Genomic DNA, 24,442 nt, shown 5'->3' on the forward strand with positions numbered 1-24,442 from the left:
TTCAAAGCGAGCGCCGCCACGACAAAAGGAAGAAAGGAGAAAGCAAAGCTCTTGACCACGGACCAGGCATGAAAACATAAATCAACCAGGGTCACTTCTCAGTGAAAATCCCGGGTCAACTCTCAGCGGAAATCAACACCGATCGGGATGGACACGCGCGTAAGGTAACCGAAGTCGTGTTGAAACAGTTTCGGGGCGAGCTCTGCCTGTTGGACGCCGTCGGAGCGCGGCCCGTTCCGGAAGAGGGTAGCTACGGGTCTGAGACGTCTCGGGGATCGGCACAGCAACCCAAGCGCTATGACGACCCACGCATGGCGATGGGCGACAAGCCAGCGCCCCAGCGGCTCTCCAACCAACTCGATGACGAGATTCCCTTTTGAATTCAAGCAGGCCATCGCAGCGCAGTGGTATGGGTGAAATGGTAAATTACGCGCTACGTAAAGCGTAAAAAAAGGATGCGCGGCCCGTGGCAGCAATTCAGTGGTTTTTGTGGTTGGTTTCGGCGTGATGGAGCGGATGGCTGATGAACACGCGTTTCCTTCTTATGGCTCAGTATGACGGCGCCGCGGTCATTCCGCTTCATAAGGTATGCCGTGACTATTTCTCGCATCTGACCCCTGATAAGCTCGCGCGCAAAATAGCTCTGGGCGAGATCAGGTTACCGATGGTTCGCATGGAGGGTAGTCAGAAGGCCGCAAAGGGTGTCCACCTGGTCGACCTCGCAGATTATCTGGATGCGCGCCGTGAGGACGCGCGGAAGGAATTGCAGCAGCTGGTGGGGTGACCGCGTTTTCGTCGGGCATCCTATGCGCACTGACAATCTCTGCCCGGGTGGAAGGCGGGTTAGCTTAACCTGGCGAAACCGACATCAGTTTGCTGGCTGTAATGACGGCGATATGCCGATTGTAACTAATCGCTACATCTTGAAACGTTTTTAAGCGAGGCGGTCTAGCTTGTCAGAGCCCCAGCCGAAGGGCATTCTGCGGCGGCTATATGGCTATAACATGGCCAGTGATTGCCGGTCTGTTTCAAGTTTCTTTCGCTGGGGGGTAACATGAAAATCGCCTACGGCTTGCCACTAGTTTCAAGCCTTATCGCTATAAGCACAGCCCACGCGCAGGTGCCAGATTATAATGCAATCCTGGGGCGCCTTCGTCCACCCGCCCCGCAGGCGTCCAATATCCCGACCATGACGATTAAAATTTATAACGATGACCCGGATCATTATGTGTTTCCTGTTTACACCACTGGCCAGCACACACTTACAAAGGAAAGAGGGGATATCTGGCTACAGACATGGTTTAAGAATACAAAGGCGCAAATCCTTTCCGGAAACTTTGACTATAAGAGCAGCCATAGCTTTAGATTTTATTTGACTGACCAATCGGGGCTACTTCCTCTGGGAATTGCACCGAAAAAGAGCGTCGAGTTGCAAATTCCTCTTTACACTCAACTCGTCGCAAACCCCAGCCCCGCAGCGGATAACCAGTACGCGGACTGGTGGAACGGCGCGACAATCCAGATGTTCTATAGCAACTCAGCAGTTCCCCCTGCCGTTTTAGTAGCGGATCTCCTAAGAAATACCAAAAACCCATTGAACAGCGACGCTCCCGTCAAAGTGTTTCCTTCGTGCAGCACCGGTTGCCAGCGTCTGAAATTTGTTTGGGATACAATTGATATTCCCAAGAACCGTCCCGCGCAATTGATTGAATTCACTTTAGGCGCTCGCGTCGAACTGTGTGAAATCTTCAATAAGTGTAAGGACGGTGATCGGCCAAATGATTTGGACCTGGAGAACGTCGATTTCGACGTCAGCTACGTTAATTACGTATTCGGCCCAGCAGCCATGGGCCCTTATAAAAATAACCAAGTCGGATATGTTGGCACGCCAGACGGGGTTGCCGCGTTTGAGGGTAAACGGGACAAATGGTTGAAGGATTTTGCGGGTTGGCCGCGGTTCGTCAACGACCAGAAAGTCGCGATTAATAAGGTCCCATCACCCTTGGAAATCTTCGCGAAAATTCGGCCCGATATTTTGCCGCCTCCGGATTTGGAGCCGTTGCCCGATAAAAACCACGGCGGCGATCCCAGTAAGTGGCCGAAGCCCGAAAGTCTTTGGGCCCCGATCAGAGCGCTTTATACGAATTGGACAACCTGGGCCGGCGATTTCAAGTCCCCTGGTCAATGTACAGCCGGAGATGGAAAGCAGTTCTGCGACGCGATTATCAGCGTCAAGACTCTCATGCTAGCCAATTATGACGAGTACAAGAAACTTTTTGGTCCGAACAAACCATGTGGCAATGGCACGCCAATAGCGCTTTCTGATCAGCTGCTCGTATCGCACGTCTATGGCTGGGCGCCGTTTACTGAAAATGGTTGCCCGTCCAACATAAATCTCCTTCAAGACACGCCTGGGTACAAAGAGAACTTTTATCAAAAATACGCCGTGGTCAAAGATCAATATGACCGACTGAATTACGGATTCCTGCCTAACCAAAAATATGTCTTCAATCCGTACGTGTCGTTCGTTCACGGTGCGGACTACATGAACATAAAAAATGCTTACGCCTATTCGGTGGACGACGCGGTTGGCAATGTCCAAGCGGAAGGGCAAGGCATCATAATTGATGTTGGTAGCACAGTGCATTTGGAGAACGAGCTGCCAGCATCCGAACCAATCACTATCAATTACGGCCTCAACACCGGAAACGTCGTCTTCACCAAATACTCCGTGTGCAACGACCAGCATTGGAAACCGACTCGTTCATTTTTCAACAGCTTTGTCATCAATGCGAACGATCCCGGAAAATGCCCGGTCTTCTTCGAAGATGACAAAAACCCTGCACAACGTTATACTTTCAAAGTCGTCGCTGACCCTAGCACTTTTGTCGAAGCGACCGACCCGGCAAAGCAAATTTGGACGCCAGATACCGCCAAGCCGATCGCCTGCACAGGCAACGACGCTGGTGCGCCGTATTCACCTTCGAGTCATGAGTGGTGCTGTTATCTAACCGCTACGGCCGGCATCAAAGCCTTCCAGGTGTTGGAACCGCTCAGCGCCCATGCTTCGAAGCATTACTTTGTCATAACAGACGGCCCGAAGATTTCTCGGAACGTTCTCAATCCGAATGACAAGCTTTGCAGCCAAGGAGCGTGGCCTTACTAAGGGGCTTAGCTTTCACTTATTAGTCTTGACGGCGGCGTTGGAGGTCCCGGGATTTCGGGGGCTCGAATCGAAACGAAGCCTGCGCGCCGTCGTCAAGGCGGCGCGCAGGAATTGATGCGGGCGTTCGCCTGCAGATCAAATCAATGTTGCGTTCAGGCGAATAGCTGACACGCAAGCTGGCAGCTCTCTTTACAACATTACAATTGCGGGGAGCCTGCAAAGCAGCCATGTCGCTTCTTGTGGACGCTGCCAAAATAATCCACGCAACCGCCTTAGGCGAATGAGGACGAGGCGCGCGAACGGAGCACGATGTATATTACGTACTTCGATGAAGTGAAATATCAAAAGGGCGTACAGCCATACTATTGGCTAGGCGGCATTATGGTTGATGCACGTTTGGTCGCAGCGCTTGAGATACAAGTGAACGAGCTTTCGAAGGAATGCTATGGCACAGCGCTTCTCGAAGCTAACACAGAGTTTCGCGCTAAGGATATTTTCCATGGTAAATGCAACTTCAAAGGTTGGGATCCAATCAAACGCATCGAAGTGCTTCAAAGGCTGATAAAAATCATCGATCGGCCCGACGAGATTTATAAGGTTGTCATTCGGCTTGAGCCAGCACGCATGCTCGCCTCTGACCCAGAGCACAAGGCGTTCATGTTTTTTGTTGAACAGGTGGAGGGACAGCTTCGTCATCTCAGCGCCATCGGGATGCTTGTTGGCGCCGATAAACGATTTTCGGTCAGTGCTTCAATTCGTGAGCTGTCGAGGGATCACGAAGACGGGAGGGAGTTCCAATTTGAGCAGACCATAGATCGGTTGAGTGATACGGTTCGTTTTACACACTCTCACCAGAGTCGAATGCTGCAACTTGCGGATGTTTATATCTATGCGCAGCAAATGTGCGCTTTGTACGATAAGTCAAAAAGTGCGACGCGCACCCAGTTCACAAATTTTGTGAGAAGAACGAAATTGCTCGTGCCCGATCGATACAAGATTTGGCCGCCGCGACCTTCATTGTACGTCTGATTACGACCGCCGCTCAGGATGGCCGGAAAAGCCCAAGCGGCTGCTTCAACACTCCGATTTACATTTCCAAGGAGCTTGGCGCTTCTATCAACGTGCGGCCGACTCGGATTGCGATCTGATTTCTGAGGAGCGGAGGATTGGCGGCTATACATCGCGTCGATGTAGCCTCGGCGGGCTGCTCAGGCCGCGGCGATGCTTCCGGCGAAGACCATAAGTGTTCCTGTGGCTGCTGGGTCGGCTAGGAACCGCCGCCGCAGGGTGACACGTTCGGCAATCGTCTCGACTACCTTGCGCTGTGGCTTGAAGACAAATGGGAGAGTGCTGCTACGCCATTTTCTACGCAATCGTCCTTTTCCTGTTTTCCAACCCGTTGATTCTATGCCTTGTCTTATTTTCGTCGATCCAATCGAGCATCGGGGCGACGGAAAAGCGGATGTCGTCGCCAGTTAGCGTTTTCCTTTTTTCAGCAGCTTGCATGGCGCCTTTTCAACGTCGTGTTCCCGGCCGCAGCGGCCATTTCCGCCATTCTACGCGAGTTGACGTAGAAGCCAGACCCCATGGCGTATGATTTGGAGGGAGTCGAGGCCATGCGAAAGATTGGCCGCGGAGGAGCCACGATGATCGCGACCCCTCCGGGCCGTCACTTAGGAGCGAACCTCCGCAAGATGCGTCATTGCCGATCTGACCAGAGTTCTGGCGTAACTGTCGTCGATGTGGGTGAGAGCGGACCATAGTTTGAGGATTGCATGGTCTCGCGGGCCGAGTTGCCGGGCTCTCCCGGTCCCCTTCAGAAGTCGAACTCTCGCCATACCCAACCTCCTGTCAAATCATTGAAAAGACGCGCCATCTCTAGGCAGGCGAAGGTTAGCTTAGCCATCTGAACGCACACCTCCGATTTTCAGGAGGGCCCCCCTTTTCGGGAGGCGTAAGCGACTCCAGGAATGGCCTGCGTCGAGGGCTGGACCGAGCGCGGCTCTCAGGCCACCCCCCATGAAAACAGTGCCTTGGCTATTAACCAAGACATGGTTTCCGCGTATAAAGATGCTGTCAGCAATTTCGCCTGACGACGGAGTAAGACGATGAGCATGACGCTCAAAATCGAACTCCAGGTTGGCTAGCGACCATGGGTGAAAATTCAACAGCGGAGCTGATCGATCTCCGCAAATCGCTTGGCCTCACGCAGGCTCAAATGGCTGAGCGGATGGGCGTAGCACCACGGACCTATCAGGACCTCGAAGGCGAACGTGCGGCTGTCCGAGACATCCATATGCGCGCGGCAGAGCGCGCGGCGCTTGATATCGCTATCGAGCGCGGTAATCCGATGCTGGCTCCCGCCCCCGTCCGCCGCGCCGCGTTGAGACTTGCTCAAATGATTTTAGGGCTGGACCCTATAGATCATACGCCATCGCCGCCTCCTGAAACGAAAACAGCCCCGCGCCCGGAGTGAACCGAGCGCTGGGGTGATTGCTGACCGGTGTGGCTCGCCGACTAAGCTGCTTTCGGATCAGGCCGTGGGCGCGCGTCCAGCGCCTGGTCGAGCGATTTGACTTCCTCCGGCAGCATCGATCGCCTCGGGGGAGAGCCTACCCAGCATGCCGGGCCGCCTCTGTGTCGAGCGACTCGTCGCGCAGCGTCAGCTCCGGGGGATAATAGGGATCGTTGATGAGGGCATGGCCCCAGCGCTGCATGAAGAGGCTGCGGTCGAGCACTTCCTGCTCGCGCAGAGGGCGCGCCTGCCGGGTCGAGCCCTCCTTGTGAAGCAGCGCCGGCGCAGCCGCGCACACCACCGCATAGCCCGCCGCGCCGGCGCGCAGGCAGTAGTCGACGTCGTTGTATTCGATCACGAAGTCTTCGTTGAACCCGCCAAGTTCCTCGAACACTTGCCGGCGCGTCAGCAGGCAGGCGCCGGTGACGGCGGAAACGCGCCGCGTGGTGGTCAACATGGCGTAGGGGCCGGGATCATCCGCCGCGCGGCCGCTGCCAGCGTGGCCGGTGAGGCCGCGTATCCCGAGCACGATGCCCGCATGCTGCACCAGGCCGTTTTCGTACAGGAGCTTGGCGCCGACAACGCCGACGCGCGGGTCGATCGCCAGGCGGACGAGCGGCGAAAGCCAGTCGGGGGACCGCGCCTCCACGTCATTGTTGACCAGCGCCAGCACTTCCCCCCGCGCCGCACGCGCGCCCGCATTGATGAGGCGGGCGAAGTTGAACGGCTCGTCCTGGCGCAGGATGGTCACGTCGGGATGACCGCGCAGCCTCTCGAAGAGGGCAAACGTCTCCGGCTCGACAGAGCCATTGTCGACGATCACGAGTTCCTTGAGCGGCCAATCCGATGTCTCGAACAGCGTTTCCACGGCGCACGCGAGAAGAGCCGCGCGGTCGCGCGTGGGGATCACGATGCTGACGAGGGGCGTCGCGGAGGACGTCGCCACGCCCGTGGCTTCGAAAGCTGCGATCCGGGCGGGATCAGGGGCCGGAGCGGACGGCTTCCTGAGCAGCCTGTCGAGGACATATGAAATTTCCCGCCGGCAGTTGTAGCGCCAATCGCAGGGCCGAACGCGCACGGATATGCGGGCGTCAGGCTCCCCGCAGTCGACCTGGACGGTCAGCGCCGGGTCCATCATGACTTCATTGAAATAGGTCACCCGATCCGCCAGGCGGAACGGGAACGCGACGACGCATTTGCCTTCAGCATTGAAGAAACGAAAGAAAGCCGTCACGGGCCGCGCCGGCGCATGCCGGAGCATTCTGATTTCGCAGGGTCGTTCGTTTGCCATTCAAAAAATGTCGCCGGTCGTTGCGCGGGGCTCCAGCAGGCTAGGAAAAATGCTCTACCATTTCCGGTTTTCCACAGACGCGCTGGCGTCCCTCCGATTGGCCCCGAGGGATCATTTGCGCGGCCCTGCGGGCAATCGGCCGCCGCCAACCACGGCTAGTCATAGCAAGTGGCTGCAGAAAAGCGAAGTCCATGACCAACGATAATTCGTTCCCGGCGCAGGCGGCGACGAACCTCGCCGGCACACGCATGACGTGCAAAGTCAAGTCCAAGTTTTGAAATACACTTATTCGTTTGCATTCAGCTGTTTATAATTAATTTTTTCTTCAAGTTTAAGCGTGGCCGTAGTAAATTCCGGGCGCTGGAAAATGCCCAGGAAAGCACGTCCCATTGAGCGAAGAGCTTCTTTCGTCCGGCGCGGAACTCGAGATTCGCGCGTATCTGCGCGGCATCGCGAGGCGTGAGCTGGACGCGGGAGGATTCAGGTCTCGCCGGCCTGGAGAGAGCCAGGCGCCATCGAGAGCTTTCTCCGCTTGCGTTGCATGGAGCTGTATTGGACGGTTTCGCGCTTGCTCAGGAATGGAATGGCGAGATTGTCGCCGTCTGACGCGGTCGCCGCGACGCTTGGAGAGGCAGGCGCCGGCGAGCCGCAGCCAGTCTGGGCCCCCGAGCGCCTCGTTCCGGAAAATCTGCCTGTCCGTCGGCCGCGCCTGCTCCTGGACATGACGGGCACGCTGCGGTCCGGAAAAAACACGGGCATCCAGCGCGTCGTTCGGGAGATCGCGCGCAATGGCTGGATGATGGGAGAGGGGATTCCCGTGGCGATCCACGACGGAGAGGTGCGGGCCTGTTACTGGGCGCCGGGCTTCGCCGAGACGCTGGAGATCGAGGCCGGCGATATCTTCCTGATGCTCGACACCGTATGGAACCATCTGGACGAATATCTGCCCCTCCTCGACGAGATGAGACGCAGGGGCGCTTCCCTGATCGTTTGCCTCCACGACATTCTGCCGATCACCTATCCGGATGCGTTCCCGCCCGAATTGGTGGAGCGTTTTGCGAGATGGGTCTCTGAAGTCGTCCTGAAGAGCGATGGCGTCATCGCCAATTCCCAAAGCACCGCGGAAAGCTTGAGGAATTATCTCGCCGACGGCGGCCCCTCGACCCCGACGCTGCCCATCGGCTGGTGGCGGCTCGGGGATGATTTTTCCTGCGACGGCGGGGGAGACGCGTCGCCTCTCGCGGATCGGATCGCCTATGGAGGCAAGCCCTACTTCCTTGGCGTCGGCACGATCGAGCCGCGCAAGGGCTATCCGGTCGTTCTCGATGCAATGGAGACATTGTGGGCGGAGGGCGTCGACGCCGCCTATGTCATTGTGGGCAGCAAAGGCTGGGGCATGAGCCAGTTCGAGCGGCGCATCGAACGGCATGTCGAACTCGACCGGCGGCTGTTCTGGCTGAGCAATGCGAGCGACGCTGATCTCACCCTCCTGTACCGGAACGCCAGGGCGATGATTCTGGCCTCCTTCGCGGAAGGGTTTGGCCTGCCAATTGTCGAGGCCGCTCACTATCGCACGCCGGTCATCGCCACCGACATACCGGTCTTTCGCGAGGCGGCGGGCGACAGCGCGCGCTATTTTCGCTTATTGGACAGCGACAGTCTCTCCCGCGCGATACGGGCCGCATTCGAGGAAAAGCTGCGCGCGCCGGCGCTCACGCCGGTCAGCTGGCGAGACTCCGCGACGCAGCTCCTGGACATGGCGCGCAACCGCGATTTCCAGATGACGCAAGCCTTCCACGAACCGGCGCGACGCCGATGGGCTCAGAACGGGTGATACTGATAGAGCCAGTTCTCTGACAGGATCGTGTCGCCGTTCTTGAGATATAGGCGCATCTCGACCGGGTCGCGCCCGTCGACGGTGAGATCAAACTGCGCGCGCCAATGGCCCGGCACGCCGTCGAAAACCGCCTCGGTGTAAATATAGGAGAAGGTTCCGCGCGAGGCCCAGAGGACGGGCTCGGGCTTGACGCCGAAGGGCAGTTTCGCCAGCGGTTCGCCGAGAAACTCCACCATGAATTTCCGCACGCCCTTCGGACGGGGCTTGCCAGGCTGCCCGCCATTGCCCATGCGCGTCGCCACGCAACGCGCGAGCGGCGTGGGGTAGGGTTCGTCGGCCAGCCAGTGCAGGCGGTAGGAGAGTTCGAACGAGGCGCCGGGAATGGCCGGCTTCTCGGGAACCCACATGGCGACGATGTTGTCGTGGATTTCGTCGTCCGTCGGGATCTCGATCAAATGGATCGCGCCCTTGCCCCAGTCGCCTTTGGGCTCGACCCACACGCTCGGGCGGCGGTCGTAGAAGACGCCGTCCTGATAATGGTCGAAGTTGCGGTCGCGCTGCATCAGGCCGAAGCCCTTCGGACTGGTGTCGCCAAAGGCGGACGCCATGACGCGCGGGGGATTGTTCAGCGGTCGCCACAGGCGTTCGCCCGTTCCCGTCCACATGCTGAGACCATCGGAGTCGTGAACCTCCGGGCGCCAGTCGATCGCGGTCGGCTTCACGGTCTCCGAGAACCAGTACATCGAGGTCAGCGGCGCAATGCCGAAGCGGGTGAATTTGCCGCGCAGATAAAGCGCGCAGTCGATGTCCATCACGACGCCCTTGCCGCGCGTCATCAGGAATTTATACGCCCCGACGATGGACGGGCCTTCGAGCAGCGCATGCAGCACGACGCCGTCCTGCGTCTCCGGCCCGACATAAATATGCGTGAAGTCGGGGAATTCCTCGGGCGCGCCCGCCTGCCAGGTGTCAAGCGCGACGCCGCGCGCGGAGAGACCGTATTGGCGCAATTCGCCGATCGCGCGGAAATAGGAGGCGCCGAGGAAGGCCACCCAGTCGTTCTTCTTCCAGTCGAGCGAGCCGTCCTTGGCTTCCTGAATCCGGAATCCCGCAAAACCGGCCCCGGCCGGGAGCTGGCGGGCGACGGAGTCGGCCGGCATGTTGAAATAGCTCGTGTCGTAGAGGATTTCGCGCGCCTCGCCGTTTTCGACGACATGGATGCGCACGGCTTTGCGGAAGAACATGCCGAGATGGAAGAACTCGAGCGGGAACCGCTCTTTCGTATCGGCGTAGAGCGCGTGGTCGGTGTTGTAGGTGATCTGGCCCCACTTCTCATAGTCGATCTGCGAGGTGATCTCCGGCGACGGAATATTCGGCGCGCGATAGGGTTCGGCAACGAGCCGCTGCGCCTCCTTCTTCAGCGCCTCGAAGGAGAATGGCGCCGGATCGCCCAGCTTGACGTTCGAGACGCGCGTCGGCGCGGCCTTGGCTGGCGCTCCAGCGGCGCCGAGAGCGCCGGTCGCCGCGGCGGTTTTGAGGAAGGAACGGCGGTCCTGCTTCTCGATCATCCCGAAATCACCTGTTGAAAGACGCCAGGGCGTCACCACGCAATCGGGCGCGTTCGTGGCCTTGAGCTCGCACATGCGCCTGGGAGCGGGAGACCGTCCGGCTCAGCCGCGGATCGGCTCGTTGCGTACGGCGGTCTTCATGAAGAAATAGAGGCCGACGAAGCCAAGCAGCGAGAAGATGACTTCCATCGCGCGGCTAATCATCGGGTCGAGCTGGAAAAGGCCCCCGAGCGCCCAACCGGCCGCCCATGACGCGCCGACAAGCTCGGTCCCGACGAGGATCGCGACGGCGATCAGCGTGGACAGATGGGCGAGGTTGATGGGCTTCTGGCTCATATGGCGGGGCTCTCGAGCTTCTCTCGGTGACGCGGGCAGGCCGCGTCTCGCTCTGGTCTGCTAACGCAACGGGCGCCGCAAGGCAAGAGCGGCCGGGAAAACGCGTCGCTCTCGCTCGGAAAGATCAGAACGGAATGTCGTCGTCGAGCTGATCGGAGAGGCGCCCGCCGCCCGCCGCCGGGGCCGGGCGCCGTTCGGCCGGGGCGCGCTCCATCGGCGAGGAGCGGCCGAAAGAGCCGCCGCCCTGGCCATAGCCGCCGCCCTCGTAATCGCCGGCGCCGCCGCCGCCGCCCTTGCTGTCGAGCAGCGTCATCTCCCCGCGAAAACGCGGCACGACGACCTCGGTGACCTTGCGCTGATTGCCGTCCTTGTCGGTGTATTCACGGGTCTGGAGCTGGCCCTCGATGTAGATCTTGGACCCCTTGCGGCAATACTGCTCCGCGATTTTGCCGAGATTCTCGTTGAAGATCTGGACATTGTGCCACTCGGTGCGATCCTTGCGCTCGCCGGTGCTCTTGTCGCGCCAGGATTCGGTCGTCGCCAGCGAGAAGGAGACCACGCGGTCGCCCGAAGGGAAGGTCCGCACTTCCGGATCGCGGCCCAGATTGCCGACCAGAATGACCTTGTTGACGCTACCCGCCATCTCTCTCTCCACTTGCTGACGCGCGGCACTCTAACGCCATCAACGCGGCAACTGACGCGCCCGATCCGGCTTGTCCACAGATGATGCGCGTCTCGGCGCATCATCGTTCTTTTTTTGTTCTAGCACTCGCCTGTGAGCGGCGCAAGCATCGCTGGAGGCGACCGGGATCAGGAAAGCTTATGATTGCTCGACAGACGCCCCCGCCGTCGCCTCCGTCTCGGGCGCGGGCATTTCCGACGACAACCCCGCCCGCAGCTTCTCCCGGTCGAGCTCGCCCTCCCAGGCGGAGACGACGATGGTTGCGACGCCATTGCCGATGAAATTGGTCAGCGCCCGGCACTCACTCATGAATTTGTCGATGCCGAGCACAAAGGACATGCCCGGCGCCAGCGCCGGATCGACGGCGGTGAGCGTGGCCGCCAATGTGATGAAGCCTGCCCCGGACACGCCGCTCGCGCCCTTCGACGTCAGCATGGCGACCACGAGGATCGTCGCCTGATGGGCGAGATCCAGCTCGGAGCCCATGGCGCGGGCGATGAACAGCGTGGTCAGCGTCATGTAAATGTTGGTGCCGTCGAGATTGAACGAGTAGCCGGTCGGCACCACGAGGCCGACGACGGATTTTGAGCAGCCGAGGCGTTCGAGCTTCTCCATCAGCGCGGGCAGCGCGCTTTCGGAGGAGGAGGTGCCGAGCACGATCAGCAGCTCGTCCTTCAGAAAGGCGAGATAGCGGAAGATGTTGAACCCCACCGCCGCCGCGATCGACCCGAGCACGATCGCCACGAACAGCGCCGAGGTGAGGTAAAAGGCGCCGATCAGCCCCCCGAGCGAGAGCAGGGCAGCCGAGCCATATTTGCCCACAGTATAGGCCATGGCCCCAAATGCGCCGATCGGGGCGGCCTTCATCACGATGCCGATGAGCGCGAACATGGCGTGACCGGCGTCGTCGACGAACTGGCGCATCCCGCGCCCTTTTTCACCCAGCGACAGCAGCGCGAAGCCGAAGAGCAGCGAAAACAGCAGGACCTGAAGGATGTCCCCTTTCGCGAAGGCGCCGATCGCGCTGTCGGGAATGACGTCGAGAAGAAAGTCGACGCCGCTGCGCTTCGCGGCGGCTTCCGTATATTTCGTGATGGCGGCGGCGTCCGCCTTGCCCGCGAAATCGCCGCCCGGCTTCAGGAAATTGCCGACGAGAAGGCCGATGGCGAGGGCGAAGGTCGAGACGATTTCGAAATAGACCAGCGCCTTGACGCCCACCCTGCCGACCTTCCTCGCGTCCTCGATATGCGCGACGCCGGAAACGACCGTGCAGAAGATGATCGGCGCAATGGCCATTTTGATGAGCTTCACAAAGCCGTCGCCCAGCGCCTTGACCCAGTCGGCCGAGGCGGCGTGCGGCGCGAGCCAGCCAAAGAGCGCGCCAAGCGCGATGGCGGCGAGCACCTGGACATACAGCAGGCGGTGGAGGGGTTTTGTCATGCGGCCTCTGGCTCGAACCTCGCGCGCGAACTTATGACGTCGACCGCCGCCTCGTCCATTCCGCGCAGCCTATTGTTACGGCTCCGCCTGACGGGTAGCATGCCCCGGCAACATCGGGAGGGGCGCATGAGCGCAGGCGGGCAGGGCGGTTCATTCCTCGGCGGCGGCGGCGTGTCGTCATGGGCCTCCGCCGCGCAGCCCGGGGACGACGGCGCGCTCGCCTTCGAGATTCTCGGCCATGAATTGCAATTCCTCGAAGTGGAGCTGCGGCCCGGCGAGGCGATGATCGCTGAAGCCGGACAGATGATGTTCAAGGACGCCGCCGTGTCCATGGAAACCATTTTCGGCGACGGCAGCGAGCCGCGGGAAACCGGCTTTTTCGGCAAGCTTCTGGGCGGCGCCAAGCGCGTCCTCTCCGGCGCCACCCTGTTCATGACGCGATTCGCCAATGCTGGCGGCGGGCCGGCGCGGGTGGCCTTTTCCGCGCCCTATCCCGGAAAAATCCTGCCGCTTCGCCTCGACCGTTATGACGGCGAGCTGGTCTGCCAGCGGGAGACCTTCCTGGCCGCCACGCAAGGCGTGAAGATCGACATCGCCTTCCAGAAGAAGATCATGACCGGCCTGTTCGGCGGCGAGGGCTTCATCATGCAGCGCCTCGTGGGTCGAGACTGGGTCTTTGTCCACGCGGGGGGCATGGTGATCGAGCGCGAGCTCGCGCCCGGCCAGGAGCTTCATGTGGATGCGGGCTGCCTCGTCGCCCAGACGTCAACCATCAGCTTCGACGTCGTGGGCGGAATCAAGTCGATGCTGTTTGGCGGGGAGGGCTTCTTCTTCGCGCGCCTCGTCGGCCCGGGCCATGTGTGGCTGCAATCCATGCCCATCTCGCGGCTCGCGGGGCAGATCCTCGCGCGCGCTCCGGCGCGGATCGAGGGCGGCGCGGGCGTGAGCTGGGACAATGGCGGCGACGGCTCATCGTCGGGCGGCTCCTCGAGCGACGCCTCCTTCTCCTGGGGCGACTCGAACTCGGGCGACGACGCCTGACGTGACGGCAGGCCGCCGTCCGTCCGGGCGGTCATCCGCCCTCATAGGCGCGCTTCAGTTCCGACACGTCGAGCTTGACCATCTTCAGCATGGCCTCGGCCACCCGCTTGGCCCTCTCCCGGTCCGGGTCTTTCATCATCTCGCCAAGCGCCTTCGGCACGATCTGCCAGGAAAGGCCGTAGCGATCCTTCAGCCAACCGCATTGCTCGACCTGGCCGCCCTGGGACAGCGCGTCCCAGAGCCGGTCCACCTCATCCTGGCTGTCGCACTCTATGACGAAGGAAATGGCGTGGTTGAAGCTTTCGAACGGCCCGGCGGCGATGGCCATGAATGGCTGTCCAAGGAGGGTGAAGGAGACGACCTTCACGGACCCGGCCGGGCCGCTCGGCGTGTCCGCCGGCAGGCCGGTGACAGTTTCGACATAGGAGTCGGGAAGCAGGGACGCGTAGAAGGCTGCGGCCTCGTCAGCCTTCTCCGCGTACCACAGGCTTGGAATGATCCTCGTCATCGGCAGTCTCCCCTGATGGTTGGCCGCCGATGCAGAGCTCCTTACTCCACCGGCAGCGCGACGAAATGCGCGTCGCCCTGGCCGTTCGCCACGATCAGCAGGGCGGTCTTCTTGCCAGAGTCCTTCAGCGCCTTGATCTTCTTGACGGCGTCGGCGGGATCGTTCACGGGCTCCTGATTCACCTCGAGCAAAATCTCACCGGCCTGCAACCGCTTTTCGGCGGCGCTGGAGGACGGATCGACCGAGGTGATCAGCACGCCGTTCTTGAGGCTGTCCTTGATCTGATAGCGGGCGCGCAGGTCGTCCGTGAGGCGCGAGAGCTCCATGCCCAGCGCGCTTTGCGAGGCGGGGCTGGTCGGCTCGGATTTCTCCTTGCCCTCTTCGCGGGAGGCGACCTTCTCGCCGTCTTCGAGACGGCCGAGCTTGACCTTTTTGGTCTCCTCCTTGCCGCCGCGCATGATCACCAGCTCGACGTCCTTGCCCACCGGGGTCGCCGCCACCAGCTTGGGCAGGTCGCGCGATTCGCGGATCGGCTTCCCGTCGAATTTGACAATGACGTCGCCGGCCTTCACGCCCGCCGGCTTCGACGGCCCCTTGTCATCCACTCCGGCGACCAGCGCGCCGCGCACGGCGCCCAGATTGAGCGTCTCGGCGATGGCGTCGTCGACATTCTGGATGCGGACGCCGAGCCAGCCGCGGCGCGTCTCGCCGAATTGCTGGAGCTGCTCGATGACGGGCTGAACCGTGTTCGACGGAGTCGCGAAGCCGATGCCCACCGAGCCGCCGGAAGGCGAGAGAATCGCGGTGTTGATGCCGATCACCTCGCCGTCCATGTTGAACAGCGGTCCGCCGGAATTGCCCTTGTTGATCGAGGCGTCCGTCTGGATGTAATTGTCGTAGGGACCGCTGTCGATGTTGCGGTTGCGCGCCGAGACGATGCCGGCCGTCACTGAGCCGCCGAGGCCGAAGGGATTGCCGACGGCGAGCACCCAGTCGCCGACGCGCGCCTTGTCGCTGTCGCCGAATTTGACCGCCTTCAGCGGCTTCTCGGGCTTGACGCGCAGCACGGCGACATCGACCTTCTGGTCCTTCCCGATGATCTCGGCCTTCAGCTTCTGGCCGTCGTTGAAGATCACCGTCACTTCATTCGCGTCGGCGATGACGTGATTGTTGGTGATGACGATGCCCGCCGGGTCGATCACGAAGCCGGAGCCGAGCGAGGAGGATTTGCGCTGGCGCGGCAGCTCGGGCGCGCCCTGACCCTGACGGCGCTTGAAATATTCCTCGAACAGATCGTCGAAGGGCGAGCCGGGGCCCATGCCCGGCATGTCGCCGCCGCCCTTGCGCTTGGTTTCGACGGTCTGCGTCGCGGAGATGTTCACGACGGCGTCAGAAACCTGCGCGGAGAGATCGGCGAGCGAATCGGGGCCCTTGGCCGAAGCCGGGCCGGCGAGCCACAGGGAGGTTACCGCCGCGATAGCGATCGCCGCGCGACGAAATGCGGATGTCATGCCTGCTGTCTCCTGGACGGACACGTTAACCTTTAGCGTGCTTTCGGATTGCGGGAAAGCGGGCATTTGGCAAAAGTCACGCTGATTCAATCATCTGCGGCACGATCGGCAGACGTCGCCTGAAAATGCGAAGCCGGCCGGCCCTGCCGGGCGCGCGAGACCGCGCGCCGGTCTCCATTTACCGCTTCTGCGTCGGAGCAGGAGCCGCCGCCGGAGCGTCGGGGGCGTGGGACTCCGGAGCCGAGAAGAAGCGGAAGAACTCGGAACGCGGACTGACGAGAAAGCGGGTTTCGCCCGGCTTGAAGGCGGCCTCATAGGCCTGCATCGAGCGATAGAAGGCGAAGAAGTCCGGGTCCTTGCCGAAGGCCTCGGCGAAGATGCGGTTGCGCTCGGCGTCGCCCTCGCCCTTGATCTGGTCGGCCTTCTGCTGCGCCTCGGCCTTGAGCACGATCACGTCGCGATCGGCCCTGGCGGTGATCTTTTGCGCCTGCTCGGACCCCTGCGCGCGATATTCCGCCGCCTCGCGCTGACGCTCCGTCTGCATCCGGCCGAAGACTTTTTCGGAAATCTGCTGCGGCAGGTCGACCCGACGGATGCGGGCGTCCACCACCTGCACGCCGAATCGCCGCGCTTCGGCGTCGGCCTGTTCCTTGATCCGCGCCATCAGGGCGGCGCGTTCGTCCCGGACGATCTGCTGCTGATTGGCCTCGGACAGCACGCGACGAACGGCGGAGTTCAGCACCGAACCGAGCTGATTGTTGGCGCCCAGCACGCTGTTGACCGACTGATAGAATTTCAGCGAGTCGACGATGCGGTAGCGGATGAAGCTGTCGACCTCGAGGCGCTGGTTGTCGGCCGCGAGGACTTCGAGATTGGGGCTTTCGACGTCGAGAATGCGATTGTCGAAGGTGACGACATTCTCGATCAGCGGGATTTTGAAGTGCAGGCCGGGCTGGGTGATCAGGCCGCGCCCGGCGACGGGCTCACCGAATCTGAGCACGAGCGCCTGCTCGGTTTGCTCCACCGTGAACAGGGCGCCGCCCAGGGCGGCGAGCCCGATCAGCGCCAGCAGCGCGAAGACGAAGAGAAGGCCGCTCTTCACTTCTGGCCTCCGTGAAAGGGGGTGAAGGAGGGCAGGGGCACGAAGGGCGCGACGCTGGCGCCGCCCTTGGCGGGATCGTCGAGGATCACCTTCTCCGCGCCGCCGAGCACCCGCTCCATGGTTTCGATGTAAAGGCGCTGGCGCGTGATCGCGGGCGCATTCTTGTATTCCGCGTAAATCTGGTCGAAGCGCGAGGCCTGACCGCGCGCCTCGGCGACGATCTGCTCGCGATAGGCTTCCGCCTCCTGAAGGATGCGCGCCGCCGAGCCGCGCGCCTCCGGCACGACGCGATTGGCGTAGGCCTCCGCCTCATTGCCGAGACGCTGCAAATCCTGCTGCGCGGCGGTCACGTCGCGGAAGGCCGCGATGACCTGCTGCGGCGGATCGACGGAGAGCAGGAGCACCTGAAGCACCAGCACGCCGCTGTGATAATCGTTCAGCACCTTCTGCATCAGCGCCTGGCAGGCCGGCTCGATCAGCTTGCGGTCGGCGGTGAGAATCTTCTGGATTTGCGACTGGCCGACGATCTCGCGCATGGCGCTTTCCGCGACGGCCTTCACCGTCGTGTGCGGATTGGCGACATTGAAGGCGTAATCCTCGGGCCTCGCGGGGTCGATCTGCCAGACCACCCGGAACTTGATGTCCGCGATGTTCTCATCGCCGGTCAGCATCAGGCTTTCTTCCGGCGCGTCCGGACCGAGATGCGGGCTCTGCGGACGGCGGCGTCCCTCGGCCGCCGGCGCCTCCTCGCGGAATCCCACGTCGGTGACGTTGCGGTCCGTGACGGCGAGTTTGATGACCGCGCCGACCGGACCCGGAAGATTGTAATTGAGACCCGCCTGCGTCTTGCCGCGATATTTGCCGAAGATGAGGTTCAGGCCGATTTCATTCGGGCCGACGGTGTAAAAGCCCGAAAGCAGCCAGGCCAGCAGCGTCAGCAGGACGAGAATGGCCGCGCCGCCGCCGCCGAAGCCGCCGGGCAGAACCTGTTTCAGTCCTTCCTGACTGCGGCGCAGAAGCTCTTCCAGGTCGGGCGGCTGTCCTCCGCCGGAGCCCTGTCCCCAGGGCCCGCCCGGTTGTCCCCACGGCGAATTGTTCTGATTGCGCCCGCCGCCTTGATCGCTCCAGGGCATTTCGTCTCGCGATTCTCGAATGTGGCCTCAGGCGCGGCCTCGCCACGCCTCCGATGTTATAGGCATTCGGCGCCGTGGCGGCAATGACGCGCGACCTAAATGCTCAGGCAGGAGGTCTTCCCATGATCCGCGACTACACCAACATCGCCGCCAATGAGCGCACGTTCCTCGCCTGGGTCCGGACCGGCGTCGCCGTCATCGCGCTCGGATTCGTCATCGAGCGGTTCAATCTCTTTCTGCTGGCGGTGGCGGGCGACGCCGGCGTCGCCAATCTCGGCCGCTTTCACCGGCTGAGTGGCCCGGCGGGTCGTTACGGCGGGACTGTGCTCGTCGGCGCGGGCGTCGTGCTGATCATGGTGTCGGCGGTTCGATTTCTTCAAACCGAGCGACTTCTGGAGGACGACGGGGCGCACACCGCGCGGGCGACGCGAGTAACGCTGGTGACGCTCTCGTTTCTCGTGATGAGCGTTGCGGCCTTCAGCGCCTTCATCGCCCTCGGCTGATCAGCGGTACCAGACGAACGCAAAGGAAACGAGCAGGGCGAGAGCGAAACCGATCAGCGCGTTGAGAAGAAAGCCGTTTCCAAATTCATTCATCGCCAGACCTCGTTGGACCGATCGTCGTGGCGCAATCATAAAGCCCGGTGTCCGAAAGGAAACAGAAAACCTGCCTCGACGCGCCGGCCCGCGGCGGCGGCGTTCGAGGCAGGCGACTTTTTCGCCAGAGGCGAACGCCAACCGGGCCTGCGTCAATAGTAGCCGTGCCGGATCGCCCGCCGCGTGGCGCGGTGAGCGTAGCGCTCAGACCGGCGCTCGTAGCGATGGACCCGTCTCTCCGTGCGCCGCGCCTCGCGGCGCTCCATGCCCTCTGTCATATGGACCAGTTGGGTCTGCGACGCAGAAACGCCGATGGCCTGCGGCGTCGCGGCCACGGGCGCCGCCGAGGCGGCCGCGCCGGCTCCAACGAAGACCGCCGCGATGAGGGTCGCCCTCAGAAAATTCAACTTGCCCATAGCCTTATCCTCCTGCGTGCAGGTGAAGGCGGTTATCTAATCCGCGTCCCGGGCGTTGCAAGATTGGCCCCCTGCAGGGTGGGGGACATGGAGGTCGGCGCGCGAATGCGCTCCAAAATGGGTGGGCGGCGATTCGTCTGGAGGGCTGGCGAGGAAATGGCGGAGACGGTGCCCGCCCCTCCGCCGTTTTTGCCGTCCATACTGCCAACTATCCCATTGAAGTTAGCAGAAAAGACGATATGGTCAATCTGGTCGTTATGGCAACGGGCAGAGAAATTGGCGCGGCATAAGCTCTCGGAGTCCAACCTCAAAAAGCTCGATACCCCCGGAATTTATTCCGATGGTGACGGCCTCTTCCTGCGCGTCCGCAAGGGCGGCTCACGGCAATGGTTCTTCATATACAGGCGCGGGACCGCTCGCCATGAGCTGGGCTTGGGAGGCTATGGGCAGGGCACAGCGCCCGTATCGCTGGCGCTAGCCCGGGAGAAGGCGCAGGCCATCCGCGACACATTGGCGCGGGGGCTGGACCCTTCAGCGGAGCGGAAGGCGCCCCGCGTGGTCACTTTCAAGCACTGCATGGACGAATTGCTCGCGGCCAAGGCGCCTGAGTGGAAGAATGATAAGCATCGCGCCCAATGGGAAATGACCCTGCGGGAATATGCCAAGCCGCTCCACGACTTACCCGTGGCTGAAATCGCCATGGGCGACGTCAAGGCCTGCATCCTGCCGCACTGGGCCGAACGGCCCGAGACCGCGGACCGGCTGCGCTCCCGCATCCAAGCCGTCATTGACTACGCCATAGCCCACGAATGGCGCTCGGCCGGCAACCCGGCCCGATGGAAAGGGCTCTTGGATAAGGTCATGCCCGCCCGGCGGAAGCTCGAAAGAGGGCACCACGCCGCGCTCGCCTACGCCTCAGTCCCGGCAATGGTGGGGGCACTGCGAGAGTCTAGCGGCGTCGCGGCGCGCGCCGTCGAGTTCTTGACGCTCACGGCCGCCCGTTCCGGCGAGGTGCGCGGCGCAACATTCGAAGAAATCAACGTGAAGGCCCGCACGTGGACCGTCCCGGCCAGCCGAATGAAGGCCGGGAAGGAGCATGTCGTCCCCTTGTGCGAGCGGGCGCTGGCGATCGTCGAGGCTATGCGCCAGCGGGCTACTGGCGAATTTGTTTTTGGGGGCGGCGTCGAGGGCCGACCGATAAGCGAAACGGCGATGACAAAGGCCTTGCGGCTGGCGTCGCCCGACAAGGGGGCGACGCTCCACGGGATGCGCAGCTCATTTCGGGACTGGGCAGGCGATTGCACCGCCTTTCCGCGCGAAATCGCCGAGGCGGCGCTCGCCCATGAGATCGGGAACAAAGTGGAGGCGGCATACAGGCGCGGCACGGCGCTGGAAAAGCGCCGTGCGTTGATGGATGCGTGGGCGGATTATTGCGGATCTCCTCCCTCGAGCCCGGCTTCGATCGGGAGGGCGGCCGAATGAAGCGATCCGAAATTGCCCCTCCTGTTGCCGTTTGGAGAGCCGTCGAAGGCGACCGTTCGGAATTGGTCGCGTTGCTTCGCAGCGGCGATCCGTTGACTCGGCGCACGCGTGACGCCCTCGCGGACTGGCTCGAGGGCAGTCTCAAGCCCGTCAAATTGCCAAAGGGCAGGCCCGCGCCCGATCAGGCGGAGGCCGCGCTGTGGTGTTCTTCTGGTCATGATCTTAGAACAAAGATCGGGTGGGCCGGCCGCGATTATGACCGGGCACGGGCGTTTCTTCGAAAAAAGGGCTGGCACCTGAAGAAGGCCGGAAGCTTATTTTGGTCGACTGAACGATTACTCGAAGCGGTTGCTAAGAGGCATAATATTCAGATGGATGCGCTTGAAAATTACTTAAAAAGAGCGAGATCCAAACCGCCGCAATTTGGGACCATCATTTCCTTCCCGAATGATGATGAGACCTTTCGCCGGGACCTCGCCCTCCAAATTCGCCGCAAGAAAATGAGCCCAAAAGGCTGATTTAGGCGCCGTAGAAGCTCTCTCGAATATGCGCATGATGGCTAACCATTCCAACCAATCGAGGAATGGCTATGCCGAACACGGAGCTTCCCACTCTCATCTCCTTAAATGACGCCTGCCAACTGACCAGCTTGTCGCGCACGGCGATCAATCGCTATCGCGCTGAGGGCAGGTTTCCCCAGCCCGTCCCGGTTGGCTTCAAGCGGATTGCCTTCGTTCGCGCAGAAGTCGTCGCCTGGATCGAAGCGCGTATTGCCGAGCGCAGCGGCGCCTCTCGGGACCGGGGGGCCAAATGATGCGTTACGGAAAACGAAAAGCCGCCCCCGGGGGTGGGGGCGGCGTGAGCGACGGAAAGCTTGGTGGCATTTCCGGGATTGAAATTACCCGCACGGCTCTTTTCCTGCAAGCGCACGAAGTGTTGGCTCCCCTGGGCCTGATCCCTCTGCAATTGGACCAGCACCGCCACGACCAGCTTGCGAAGGTGCGCCTTGGATTGGCCTTGCGGCTCCCGAGTGCGGAGGGCTGTCGATGAGCGACAACGTCCTCCCCTTCCGCCGGCCCCAGGCGGGGCCCGGAGCCGGCGCGGCCGGCGCTGACGACCTCCTGAGCAATGATGACGTAATCGCCTACCTGGTTGAGGCAATGGGCGGTTGGACGCCTCCCACGAGCGCACAATGGGCGAAGCTCTCTGAAACGGACTTGGTCCGCATCCGGATCGCATTTCTCGCCGTCACAAAGCCGAAGGATGCGTCGCGCGTCTATGTGAAGGCGCTCGGCCCCGATGGTCTCCGGGATTTGCTTGCCGCATTGGCGATCACCCGGGACTTTTTCTCGAGACTCCAGGTCCTTCTAACCGTCGCGCATGAGCGGTTCCGGGAAGCCGGCGAGTCCGATGGAGGCGACGCCGGATGAACAGCGCGGCCATTTTAACAGGCCGGCCTGATAAACGACGCCGGCGCACCCGCGCCCAGATTGAACAGCTCGACGCGCAGATCATCGATGTCTTGAGGGAGGATCATCCGCAGTCCGTCCGGCACGTCTTCTATCGGATGACCGACCCGCGCCTGCCCGAGCCAGTAGAGAAGAGCGACCAAGGCTACGCGCAAGTCCAATCTCGGCTGGTGAAGCTGCGGCGCGCCGGGGCGATCCCATATAGCTGGCTCTCGGACATGAGCAGGCGAGGCTATTTCGTCAACACGTTCTCTGGTGCCGGCGATTTCATTGCCCAGATGCGCGGCCTCTATCGGGCCGATCTATGGGAAGACGCCGGCGTTAAAGTTGAGGTTTGGTGCGAGTCACGGTCGATCGCGAGCGTCATCCAAGATGATTGCCGCGAGCTGGCCGTGTCCCTCTATCCATGCGGCGGATTTTCGTCGATCAGCTTCGCCCATGAAGCCGCGCAGGAATTAAACCGAACCGTCACGACATACACCGATGACACACGTGATCCGGTGGTCGTGCTCTACATTGGGGACTATGACCCCGCGGGCGTCCTGATCGACGTTGCGCTCGAACGGGAACTTCGCCAGCACTTAGAGCCGGCGATTCCGCTGCATTTCACTCGCATCGGAATCACTCGCCTGCAAATTGCGGCTTATGGCCTCCCCGAAAAGCCCCGTAAGACTGGAGAACGTCGCGCCCTGCATGTGGAGTGCACGGTCGAAGCGGAGGCGATGCCGGCGCATATCCTTCGGGAAATTCTGCGCGAGGAAATCGAATCCTATCTGCCGGAGAACGCGCTGCGCGTCGCGAAGGTCGCGGAGGAGTCCGAGAAGGCGCACCTCGATAGGATCGCGGCAATGCTCGGCGGGGGCGCGCAATGAGCGCCCCCGCTCGCGTGATCCGCGCGTACGTCCAGAAGGTAGCTCGCCGTCTGCGCGACGATCCTGCCTTCCCGTGGCGGGCTTGCTGCCGCGGCATCACCAATGAAGCGATCGGCGTTCCCACCATCACGCCGAACGTCGCGACTGCCCTCTGTTACGGCCGAAACGCCCCCTTCACGACCATCGGCGAAGTCCCGGCGCATATTCTCGCCGAGGCCGAGGCCGGCGTCGCCGAGGCTCTGGCCATCGGGAAACGCATTCCCGCCGATGGCGCTGCTCTCGGCCGCGCGCTGGGCATGACGCAAGAGCTGCGGGAGGAGTTGAAGGTCTGGGCGATCTGGCCAATGGGGTCGACCTATGACGACCTCGCGGCGCGCAGGAGCGCGCGCGCGGCCGAGCGGAGGGCGAAGGATAGGGTTCGCAAAGAGCAACAGCGACGGGAGCAGGGAATGGCTGAACGGGAAAAATACGAGGCTAATAGCGTAACGAAGCTTGCGCCGTGGGAAGCCATCGGGATGAGCCGAGCGAGCTTCTACCGACTGCCTGCGAAAGAGAGGTCGGAGGTCATAGGCAATCTCAGGAAATCCGGCTGTCACGGTGAGACAAGTCTGTCCACCGTGCATAATAATAGCGCTGCGGACAGACCTGTCTCAAATGTCACGGCCAACGGTGGCGATGGTGGGCGCCCTTCAGGCGCGCCCACCTCGCATGTCACACCCGATGTCGCGAGTGTGTCCGGGGTGGATAGTAATTGCTCTGCGGACAGACCCGCGACAAAGCGTGACACCCTTGCCGAGCAGGCGCGGGCAATGGGAATCTCCCCCGCAACCCTTCGCAAGCGACTTCAGCGAGAGAGGCAGCGCCAGCAACAAGCCGAACCTGTCACACTTTCGAGAGCGGAGCCGCAGAGAGCAGAGCCTGTCACACTTGAGACAAGTGAGACTCCAGCGCCCCTGTTCCTCACGGATCCGGATGTCGCAAAGTCCGCAGTTGCTGGCGCGCCCGCCGGCGCGCGCCCGGCACCCGCCGCCAGCTCATCGGAAAAGGGCAGGGGGTCACGCTACATCATTGGCCCGGCTGGACAGCGCCCGCCGTTGCCGCCGCAGCCGCACATGCCGGCGAGCATACCCGGCAGGAACATCCTCCAAGCCATCGGGGTCGAGAATGGCGCGCTCGTGATCCGGCTCGCCCACGAGGCCGCTCTGATCATGTTGCGGGCGCGCGACTTGGATGGCGACCCGGCCGACAATGCCTTGCGCATGATCGCGGTCTGGGAGGAGCAGCGCCGCGCGATGCGGCGGGAACTGGTTTCGCGCGGGGCGTCCTTTGTCGACTGCCTACACGCGACGGCGGCCTTCGCTGCGATCACAGAACGCGAGACAGCCGAGGCAAGCCGCTACAGCGCCCCCGCGCCCGTGGCCTTTAAAGGCCACGCGGCAGCGCAGCCCATGGCGACCCTTTAACCAGCCCAACCAGG

General features: G+C 61.9%; 24 protein-coding genes. 14 read left to right on the forward strand and 10 right to left on the reverse strand.

The annotated features are described in order from the left end of the window. Nucleotides 1-523 precede the first annotated feature (523 nt). From ACR652_RS03215 to ACR652_RS03235, 5 genes are all read left to right on the forward strand, one after another. Nucleotides 524-784, forward strand: a complete 261-nt coding sequence (locus tag ACR652_RS03215) for a pyocin activator PrtN family protein (protein ID WP_434505079.1) — start codon at nt 524-526, stop codon at nt 782-784. A gap of 270 nt (nt 785-1,054) precedes the next feature. Then, nucleotides 1,055-3,166, forward strand: coding sequence for a hypothetical protein (locus ACR652_RS03220; protein ID WP_434505080.1), 2,112 nt, complete (start codon nt 1,055-1,057; stop codon nt 3,164-3,166). Between the two features lie 309 nt (nt 3,167-3,475). Next, nucleotides 3,476-4,195, forward strand: a complete 720-nt coding sequence (locus tag ACR652_RS03225; RefSeq protein ID WP_434505081.1) for a DUF3800 domain-containing protein — start codon at nt 3,476-3,478, stop codon at nt 4,193-4,195. Nucleotides 4,196-5,136: 941 nt separating this feature from the next. Then, nucleotides 5,137-5,259: a hypothetical protein gene (locus tag ACR652_RS03230; RefSeq protein WP_434505082.1), complete on the forward strand. Its 123-nt coding sequence runs from the start codon at nt 5,137-5,139 to the stop codon at nt 5,257-5,259. Between the two features lie 59 nt (nt 5,260-5,318). Then, a complete protein-coding gene (locus tag ACR652_RS03235) occupies nt 5,319-5,642 on the forward strand; it encodes a helix-turn-helix transcriptional regulator (RefSeq protein ID WP_434505083.1) in 324 nt (107 codons plus the stop codon). 136 nt (nt 5,643-5,778) lie between these two features. Here ACR652_RS03235 and ACR652_RS03240 read toward each other — a convergent pair whose 3' ends face one another. Next, complete coding sequence (locus ACR652_RS03240; RefSeq protein WP_434505084.1) at nt 5,779-6,942, reverse strand: glycosyltransferase family 2 protein; 1,164 nt, start codon at nt 6,940-6,942, stop codon at nt 5,779-5,781. Between the two features lie 622 nt (nt 6,943-7,564). On the opposite strand from ACR652_RS03240, the gene ACR652_RS03245 reads away from it, so the two are divergent. Further along, the gene (locus ACR652_RS03245) at nt 7,565-8,806 is read left to right on the forward strand and encodes a glycosyltransferase family 4 protein (protein ID WP_434505085.1); all 1,242 of its coding nucleotides are present in this window, start codon (nt 7,565-7,567) and stop codon (nt 8,804-8,806) included. Here the strand turns inward: ACR652_RS03245 and ACR652_RS03250 are convergent. The 4 genes from ACR652_RS03250 to dctA all read right to left on the reverse strand — a co-directional run bounded on the left by ACR652_RS03250 (nt 8,794) and on the right by dctA (nt 12,835). After that, nucleotides 8,794-10,377, reverse strand: coding sequence for a glucan biosynthesis protein (locus tag ACR652_RS03250; RefSeq protein ID WP_434505165.1), 1,584 nt, complete (start codon nt 10,375-10,377; stop codon nt 8,794-8,796). The genes ACR652_RS03245 and ACR652_RS03250 overlap by 13 nt on opposite strands. Before the next feature lie 102 nt (nt 10,378-10,479). After that, nucleotides 10,480-10,713, reverse strand: coding sequence for a hypothetical protein (locus ACR652_RS03255; protein WP_434505086.1), 234 nt, complete (start codon nt 10,711-10,713; stop codon nt 10,480-10,482). Between the two features lie 124 nt (nt 10,714-10,837). Further along, nucleotides 10,838-11,356 (reverse strand): single-stranded DNA-binding protein, encoded by a 519-nt coding sequence (gene ssb / locus ACR652_RS03260; protein WP_434505087.1) that lies wholly within the window; start codon nt 11,354-11,356, stop codon nt 10,838-10,840. Nucleotides 11,357-11,533: 177 nt separating this feature from the next. Beyond that, on the reverse strand, nt 11,534-12,835 hold the full coding sequence (gene dctA / locus ACR652_RS03265) for a C4-dicarboxylate transporter DctA (RefSeq protein WP_434505088.1): 1,302 nt from the start codon (nt 12,833-12,835) through the stop codon (nt 11,534-11,536). 126 nt (nt 12,836-12,961) lie between these two features. Between dctA and ACR652_RS03270 the strand changes: the two genes are divergently transcribed. Next, entirely contained in the window at nt 12,962-13,876 is a 915-nt protein-coding gene (locus tag ACR652_RS03270; RefSeq protein ID WP_434505089.1) for an AIM24 family protein, read from the forward strand. Between the two features lie 31 nt (nt 13,877-13,907). Here the strand turns inward: ACR652_RS03270 and ACR652_RS03275 are convergent, their stop codons facing one another. From ACR652_RS03275 to hflK, 4 genes are all read right to left on the reverse strand, one after another. After that, a complete protein-coding gene (locus ACR652_RS03275) occupies nt 13,908-14,384 on the reverse strand; it encodes a VOC family protein (RefSeq protein WP_434505090.1) in 477 nt (158 codons plus the stop codon). A 41-nt stretch (nt 14,385-14,425) separates the two neighbouring features. After that, a complete protein-coding gene (locus ACR652_RS03280; protein WP_434505091.1) occupies nt 14,426-15,895 on the reverse strand; it encodes a DegQ family serine endoprotease in 1,470 nt (489 codons plus the stop codon). Between the two features lie 178 nt (nt 15,896-16,073). Continuing rightward, nucleotides 16,074-16,997, reverse strand: a complete 924-nt coding sequence (gene hflC / locus ACR652_RS03285) for a protease modulator HflC (RefSeq protein ID WP_434505092.1) — start codon at nt 16,995-16,997, stop codon at nt 16,074-16,076. Continuing rightward, nucleotides 16,994-18,130, reverse strand: coding sequence for an FtsH protease activity modulator HflK (gene hflK / locus ACR652_RS03290; RefSeq protein WP_434505093.1), 1,137 nt, complete (start codon nt 18,128-18,130; stop codon nt 16,994-16,996). The genes hflC and hflK overlap by 4 nt, the downstream gene beginning before the upstream one ends. A 122-nt stretch (nt 18,131-18,252) precedes the next feature. On the opposite strand from hflK, the gene ACR652_RS03295 reads away from it, so the two are divergent. Further along, nucleotides 18,253-18,633 (forward strand): YidH family protein, encoded by a 381-nt coding sequence (locus tag ACR652_RS03295; protein ID WP_434505094.1) that lies wholly within the window; start codon nt 18,253-18,255, stop codon nt 18,631-18,633. A 245-nt stretch (nt 18,634-18,878) separates the two neighbouring features. Here ACR652_RS03295 and ACR652_RS03300 read toward each other — a convergent pair whose 3' ends face one another. Continuing rightward, nucleotides 18,879-19,142, reverse strand: coding sequence for a hypothetical protein (locus tag ACR652_RS03300; protein ID WP_434505095.1), 264 nt, complete (start codon nt 19,140-19,142; stop codon nt 18,879-18,881). 276 nt (nt 19,143-19,418) lie between these two features. On the opposite strand from ACR652_RS03300, the gene ACR652_RS03305 reads away from it, so the two are divergent. The 6 genes from ACR652_RS03305 to ACR652_RS03330 all read left to right on the forward strand — a co-directional run bounded on the left by ACR652_RS03305 (nt 19,419) and on the right by ACR652_RS03330 (nt 24,428). Next, the gene (locus tag ACR652_RS03305; protein ID WP_434505096.1) at nt 19,419-20,624 is read left to right on the forward strand and encodes a tyrosine-type recombinase/integrase; all 1,206 of its coding nucleotides are present in this window, start codon (nt 19,419-19,421) and stop codon (nt 20,622-20,624) included. Then, nucleotides 20,621-21,142 (forward strand): hypothetical protein, encoded by a 522-nt coding sequence (locus tag ACR652_RS03310; protein ID WP_434505097.1) that lies wholly within the window; start codon nt 20,621-20,623, stop codon nt 21,140-21,142. Before ACR652_RS03305 ends, ACR652_RS03310 begins: the two co-directional genes overlap by 4 nt. 71 nt (nt 21,143-21,213) lie before the next feature. Next, nucleotides 21,214-21,438 (forward strand): helix-turn-helix transcriptional regulator, encoded by a 225-nt coding sequence (locus ACR652_RS03315; RefSeq protein WP_434505098.1) that lies wholly within the window; start codon nt 21,214-21,216, stop codon nt 21,436-21,438. A 232-nt stretch (nt 21,439-21,670) separates the two neighbouring features. Further along, nucleotides 21,671-22,054 carry a hypothetical protein gene (locus ACR652_RS03320; protein WP_434505099.1) on the forward strand — a complete coding sequence of 128 codons (384 nt, stop codon included), beginning with the start codon at nt 21,671-21,673 and terminating at the stop codon, nt 22,052-22,054. Then, on the forward strand, nt 22,051-22,965 hold the full coding sequence (locus ACR652_RS03325; RefSeq protein ID WP_434505100.1) for a hypothetical protein: 915 nt from the start codon (nt 22,051-22,053) through the stop codon (nt 22,963-22,965). The genes ACR652_RS03320 and ACR652_RS03325 overlap by 4 nt, the downstream gene beginning before the upstream one ends. Next, the gene (locus ACR652_RS03330) at nt 22,962-24,428 is read left to right on the forward strand and encodes a hypothetical protein (protein ID WP_434505101.1); all 1,467 of its coding nucleotides are present in this window, start codon (nt 22,962-22,964) and stop codon (nt 24,426-24,428) included. The genes ACR652_RS03325 and ACR652_RS03330 overlap by 4 nt, the downstream gene beginning before the upstream one ends. Nucleotides 24,429-24,442: the final 14 nt, after the last annotated feature.

Origin of the sequence: Methylocystis sp., assembly GCF_051061225.1 — a bacterium.
Classification (GTDB): domain Bacteria; phylum Pseudomonadota; class Alphaproteobacteria; order Rhizobiales; family Beijerinckiaceae; genus Methylocystis.